The sequence below is a fragment of the Streptomyces sp. E2N166 genome, assembly GCF_003671715.1.
Lineage (GTDB): Bacteria > Actinomycetota > Actinomycetes > Streptomycetales > Streptomycetaceae > Streptomyces > Streptomyces thinghirensis.
This window is the reverse complement of the sequence record NZ_RAIF01000032.1, coordinates 125,885-131,860: the sequence shown is the minus strand read 5'-3', so window position 1 is coordinate 131,860 and position 5,976 is coordinate 125,885. Positions and strand designations below refer to the sequence as shown.

Sequence of the window (5,976 nt, the reverse complement as noted above, 5' to 3'; positions counted from 1 at the left end):
AGTCCCAGCTCCTCCGCCTTGGCCGTGGCCTCCGTGTCGAGGTCGTACAAGACCTCCATGTGGTCGGAGACGAAGCCGATGGGGGCCATCACCACGGCGGGGACGCCGGCCGCGTGGCGCTCCTCCAGGTGGTCGCAGATGTCGGGCTCCAGCCACGGGATGTGCGGGGCGCCGGACCGGGACTGGTAGACGAGCTGCCAGGGGTGGTCGACGCCGGTGCGCTCGCGGACGGCGTCGGCGATCACCTGCGCCACGTCCAGGTGCTGGCGTACGTACGCCCCGCCGTCACCGTGCTCCTCGACCGGGCCGGAGGTGTCCGCGGCGGAGGTGGGGATCGAGTGGGTCGAGAAGGCGATGTGCGCGCCGTCCCGGACCTCCTCGGGCAGCTCGGCGAGGGACCGGACGACTCCGTCGACCATGGGCTCGACGAAGCCCGGGTGGTTGAAGTAGTGCCGGAGCTTGTCGATCTCCGGCAGCTCCGCGCCCTCGGCCTCCAGGGCGGCGAGCGCGTCCGCGAGGTTCTCGCGGTACTGGCGGCAGCCCGAGTACGAGGCGTAGGCGCTGGTGGCCAGGACGAGGATGCGGCGGCGGCCGTCGCGGACCATCTCGCGCAGGGTGTCCGGCAGGTACGGCGCCCAGTTGCGGTTGCCCCAGTAGACCGGCAGGTCCAGACCGTGCTCGGCGAAGTCCTTGCGGAGGGCGTCCAGCAGGGCGCGGTTCTGGTCGTTGATGGGGCTGACCCCGCCGAAGAGGAAGTAGTGCTGACCGACTTCCTTGAGGCGTTCCTTGGGGATGCCGCGCCCGCGTGTCACGTTCTCCAGGAACGGGACCACGTCGTCCGGACCCTCCGGGCCGCCGAACGAGAGCAGGAGCAGGGCATCGTAGGGGCTGGCATCGAGCACGTCTGGCATGCCTCGATCCTGCCACCCGGCACTGACAGCGGGAAAACGGCGGGGTGCCGACCGTGCGTTTCGCCGAGTGCGCGGGGCTGTTTCCGGGCGGCCGGACGAGTAAGCTGTATCGACTGCGTTCGCACCTTACTAAGCCGCTTCTGAGCTGTTACCGAGCCGTTCCGGAGACCTCGTTGCCCAGCCCCTACCGCGCCCTGTTCGCCGCCCCCGGCACCAAGGCCTTCTCGACCGCGGGCTTCCTCGGCCGGATGCCGCTGTCGATGATGGGCATCGGCGTGGTGACCATGATCTCGCAGCTCACCGGGCGGTACGGACTGGCCGGGGCCCTGTCCGCCACCATCGCGCTCGCCGCCGCCGTGGCCGGACCGCAGGTCTCCCGTCTGGTGGACCGGTACGGCCAGCGACGGGTGCTGCGCCCGGCGACCCTTGTGTCGCTCACCGCGGCGGCCGTGCTGCTGCCCGCCGCGCACTACGGCTGGCCGGACTGGGTGCTGTTCGTGTCCTGCGTCGGCATCGGCTGCGTGCCGAGTCTCGGCGCGATGGTCCGGGCACGCTGGGCGGCCCTGTACCGGGGCACCCCCCGGTTGCACACCGCGTACTCCTTCGAGTCCGTGGTGGACGAGGTCTGCTTCATCTTCGGGCCGATCATCTCCATCGGCCTGTCCACGGCCTGGTTCCCGGAGGCCGGGCCGCTGCTCGCCGCCTGCTTCCTGGCCACCGGCGTCTTCTGGCTGACCTCGCAGCGCGCCACCGAGCCGGAGCCGCATCCGCGCGAACACAAGGGCGGCGGCACCCCGCTGCGCTCCCGGGGACTCCAGGTCCTGGTCGTCACGTTCGCGGCGACGGGCACGATCTTCGGGGCCATCGACGTGGTCACCGTGGCCTTCGCCGAGGAGGAGGGGCACAAGGCCGCCGCCAGCCTGGTACTCGCCCTGTACGCGGCGGGTTCGTGCACGGCGGCCATGATCTTCGGGCTGATGCGCTTCGCCGGGCCGCCGGAACGGCGCTGGCTGCTGGGCGTCTGTGCGATGGCCGTGAGTATGATCCCCCTCCTACTGGTCGGAAACCTGCTGTTTCTGGCCGCGGCGCTGTTCGTTGCGGGTCTGTCCATCGCTCCCACGATGATCACGACGATGTCCCTCATCGAAGAGCACGTACCACGCACGCAGCTCACCGAAGGCATGACCTGGGTGAGCACCGGTCTCGCGGTCGGGGTCGCGCTCGGCTCCGCCGCGGGCGGCTGGGTGATCGACGCCTCCGGGGCGCGCGCGGGGTACTGGGTTCCGGCGGTGGCCGGGGCCGTCGCGGTCGCGGTCGGTTTCCTCGGGTACCGCCGGCTCAAGCGGCCGGAACCGCGTCGGGGAGGGACCGTTGAGCAGCACACGCACAGCGAGCGGGATGACGAGCGGGAAGAACGGCACATGGCGTAACTGGGGCGGCAACGTCTTGGCGCGCCCCGCGCGGGAGGTCACTCCCGCCTCCGTGGACGAACTGGCCGAGGCCGTTCGCCGGGCGGCCGAGGACGGGCTGCGGGTCAAGGCCGTCGGCACCGGGCACTCCTTCACGTCCATAGCCGCGACGGACGGTGTGTTGATACGCCCTCAGCTGTTGACCGGCATCCGCAGCATCGACCGCGACGCCATGACGGTCACGGTCGAGGCCGGCACACCGCTCAAGAGGCTCAACCTGGCCCTCGCGCGCGAGGGGCTGTCGCTGACGAACATGGGCGACATCATGGACCAGACCGTCTCCGGGGCCACCAGTACCGGCACCCACGGCACGGGCCGCGACTCGGCCTCGATCGCCGCCCAGATCCAAGGCCTGGAAATGGTGACGGCGGACGGCTCGGTGCTGACCTGTTCCGAGCAGGGAACCGACGAGGAGCGCGCCCTGTTCGCCGCCGCCCGGATCGGGCTGGGCGCACTGGGCGTCGTCACCGCGATCACCTTCGCCGTGGAGCCGATCTTCCTGCTCACGGCCCGCGAGGAACCGATGCCGTTCGATCGTGTTCTCGCCGACTTCGACGAACTGTGGACCGAGAACGAGCACTTCGAGTTCTACTGGTTCCCGCACACCGGCAGCACCAACACCAAGCGGAACAACCGCAGCGCCGGGCCCGAGCAGCCGGTGGGGCGGCTCCGGGGCTGGTTCGAGGACGAGTTCCTGTCCAACGGCGTCTTCCAGGCGGCCAACTGGGTCGGACGCGCGGTGCCCCCCACCGTTCCCGCGATCGCCCGGATCTCCAGCAAGGCGCTGTCCGCGCGGACGTACACGGACACCCCCTACAAGGTCTTCACATCTCCGCGCAGGGTGCGCTTCGTGGAGATGGAGTACGCCGTTCCGCGCGAGGCCGTCGTGGAGACGCTGCGCGAACTGAGGACGATGGTCGACCGGTCACGGCTCCGGATCAGCTTCCCGGTCGAGGTGCGTACGGCTCCGGCCGACGACATCACGCTGTCCACGGCATCGGGGCGCGACACCGCGTACATCGCCGTCCACATGTTCCGGGGCACGCCCTACCAGGCGTACTTCACCGCCGCCGAGCGGATCTTCACGGCGCACGAGGGGCGGCCGCACTGGGGCAAGATCCACACTCGGGACGCCGAGTACTTCTCGCGGGTGTATCCACGCTTCGGCGAGTTCACGGCGCTGCGGGACCGTCTTGACCCTGATCGTCTGTTCCGGAACGACTACTTGCGCCGGGTTCTGGGGCCGTAGCCGAAGCGTCGGGCGCCGGACTCGTGGCGTCGTCGGAACCGTCGGTTCCGTCGGCGCCCGGGGTGGGCGTCGGGCTGGGCGCCGTACCGCCGTCCTCGGAGGAGGTGCCGCCCGACGACGCGCCGTCGCCGGTCTCGCCCGGGGTGCCGGACGGGGTGGCCGCCGGGGTGTCGCCGCCGGAACCGGAGTCGTCCGAGCCACCGGGCCCACCGGAGCCCTGCTTATCCTGGTTGTCCTGCGAGTCATCGGATCCACCGGAATCGCCCGACTCCCCCGGATTCGGCGTGGACTCGCCGTGGCCGGTGAAGGCGCTGCCGACAGTGGTGCTGCGGCTGCCGCTCAGGCTCTCGCCGGAGGCGAGTTCGTACGTGGTGATCCCGGCCATGGTGACGCCGAAGACGAGGGCCGCCGCGACCAGCGGACGCTTCCAGCCCATGGTCCGCGCGCGGTAGACGGTGCCCCTGGTGAACTCGCCCGGAACCTGCGCGGCCGGCCCGCCGGTGCGCCCGGCGCCGACGGCGCGCTTCACCCTCATCCGCTCGCCGGTGCGCTTGAAGAAGTGCTGGAGGACCGAGCCTCCGCACGTGGCAATAACACTGATCAGACCCGCCCCGAGGATCGTGCCGTACACGCCGAAGGAGGAGGCGAGTTTGGCGGCCACCACCGCCGCGAGGGCGCTGCCGGCGACCTGGGGCACGCTCAGGTCGATTCGCTTGGACTTCACCTCCGCACGCGTATCCGCTTCGCCTGCTCCATCGGGCTTTTCACGCATCCCCGGACCTTGCCTGTCTTTCCCGTACGTGATCGATCAACTGCACGAGAAAGGGACGTGGGGGCGAAACCATTAGTTCCGTTTCTGGTGATTCCGTGAAGTACGCCACGTCCAAGATCGCGGAAATCGCGCCGGGGCGGCCGAGCGCCACCCCTTGACGGAAGTTGGGCGGCGCGCCAATCCACGCACGTGGCCCGAATGGAGTACTGTTGCGAGCCCTGGGTCCGGTCTCCCGACAAGGGGGTTCAGGGCCTCGAAGAACCGCCGGGAGGGGGCCAGTTGCACAGGGTGACGGATTTAGTCACTCAGCGTTGCGAATAGGTAACCGTGCCATAACGGCGATTCAGGGCCCGCGCCCGACACGCCGGGCAACTCGGCAAGGTTGTGGCAGGCTGCACCCGGGCAGGCCACACTCGACAGAGCGGAAGCAGCGACGCACGTGACGTCGGCAGGCACCACCCGGGAGGTCCCCATGCCCGAACTGCGTGTCGTGGCCGTCTCGAATGACGGCACACGGCTGGTGCTGAAGGCTGCGGACAGCACGGAGTACACGCTTCCGATCGACGAGCGGCTCCGGGCCGCCGTACGCGGCGACCGTCCCCGCCTCGGCCAGATCGAGATCGAGGTGGAGAGTCATCTCCGCCCACGCGACATCCAGGCGCGTATACGTGCCGGCGCGACCGCGGAAGAGGTCGCGCAGATGGCCGGCATCCCCGTCGACCGCGTACGGCGCTTCGAGGGGCCCGTGCTGGCCGAGCGCGCCTTCATGGCGGAGCGGGCCCGCAAGACCCCCGTCCGCCGTCCCGGCGAGAACTCCGGACCGCCCCTCGGCGAGGCCGTCCAGGAGCGGCTGGTGCTGCGCGGCGCCGACAAGGACACCGTCCAGTGGGACTCCTGGCGCCGCGACGACGGCACCTGGGAAGTTCTCCTGGTCTACCTGGTCGCGGGCGAGCCGCACTCGGCGAGCTGGACGTACGACCCGCCCCGGCGGCTCGTCCAGGCCGTCGACTCGGAGGCGCGCGCGCTGATCGGTGAGTCCGACGACCTCGCCGCGCCCGAGCCCAGCTTCCCGTTCGTCCCGCGCATCGCACGGCTGCCGCGCGACCGGCCACTGGACCGCACTCTCGACCGGGAGCAGCGGGAGCGGCCGAGCCTGCCTCCGGCGCCGTCCGAGCCGGCCGAGGAGACCGCGACCGCGGCCACCGCCTCGGCCGAACGCGACTCCCTCACCAGTCTGCTGGAGGCGGTACCGAGCTTCCGGGGCGACCTGGTGGTGCCCGAGCGCGCTCCGGAACCGGCGGAGGAGCCGGTCGAGGAGCCCGAGGTGGAGGAACCTCCGGCACCTGCGGCGTCGGCCGGTGCCGCCTACGCGGACGTGCTCATGCCGCGCTCCGTGGCGAGCCACCGCGACCGTCTCACCGGTTCCACCGACCGCCAGGCCGAGGCCGACGGCGTCCGTCCGGGCCGCCGGGCGGCGGTGCCGAGCTGGGACGAGATCGTGTTCGGGACGCGGCGGAAGAAGCAGGAGTAGGCGGTCTTCGACGATCGGGGCCGGGGCCCGCGCCCACGTGGGCG

General features: G+C 70.9%; 5 protein-coding genes. 3 read left to right on the top strand and 2 right to left on the bottom strand.

Translation table 11 applies throughout. The features are described 5' to 3' along the window. Positions 1–911 (bottom strand): ferrochelatase (locus EBH09_RS27660; protein WP_238697560.1); only part of this gene is annotated, 911 nt, incomplete at its 3' end. Positions 912–1,084: 173 nt separating this feature from the next. On the opposite strand from EBH09_RS27660, the gene EBH09_RS27655 reads away from it, so the two are divergent. After that, positions 1,085–2,341, top strand: coding sequence for an MFS transporter (locus EBH09_RS27655; RefSeq protein ID WP_121749665.1), 1,257 nt, complete (start codon positions 1,085–1,087; stop codon positions 2,339–2,341). Further along, complete coding sequence (locus EBH09_RS27650; protein WP_193776567.1) at positions 2,310–3,629, top strand: D-arabinono-1,4-lactone oxidase; 1,320 nt, start codon at positions 2,310–2,312, stop codon at positions 3,627–3,629. The genes EBH09_RS27655 and EBH09_RS27650 overlap by 32 nt, the downstream gene beginning before the upstream one ends. Here the strand turns inward: EBH09_RS27650 and EBH09_RS27645 are convergent. Then, positions 3,553–4,401, bottom strand: coding sequence for a hypothetical protein (locus EBH09_RS27645; protein WP_121749663.1), 849 nt, complete (start codon positions 4,399–4,401; stop codon positions 3,553–3,555). The two genes, EBH09_RS27650 and EBH09_RS27645, sit on opposite strands and share 77 nt — an antisense overlap. A gap of 472 nt (positions 4,402–4,873) precedes the next feature. On the opposite strand from EBH09_RS27645, the gene sepH reads away from it, so the two are divergent. Next, positions 4,874–5,932 (top strand): septation protein SepH, encoded by a 1,059-nt coding sequence (gene sepH, locus EBH09_RS27640; protein ID WP_121749662.1) that lies wholly within the window; start codon positions 4,874–4,876, stop codon positions 5,930–5,932. Positions 5,933–5,976 lie beyond the last annotated feature (44 nt).

What these genes read in the sequence shown, in the direction of transcription:
- sepH (WP_121749662.1), top strand. Translation starts at nt 4,874, where the DNA reads ATGCCCGAACTGCGTGTCGTGGCCGTCTCGAATGACGGCACACGGCTG.
- EBH09_RS27645 (WP_121749663.1), bottom strand. Translation starts at nt 4,401, where the DNA reads ATGCGTGAAAAGCCCGATGGAGCAGGCGAAGCGGATACGCGTGCGGAG.
- EBH09_RS27650 (WP_193776567.1), top strand. Translation starts at nt 2,310, where the DNA reads ATGACGAGCGGGAAGAACGGCACATGGCGTAACTGGGGCGGCAACGTC.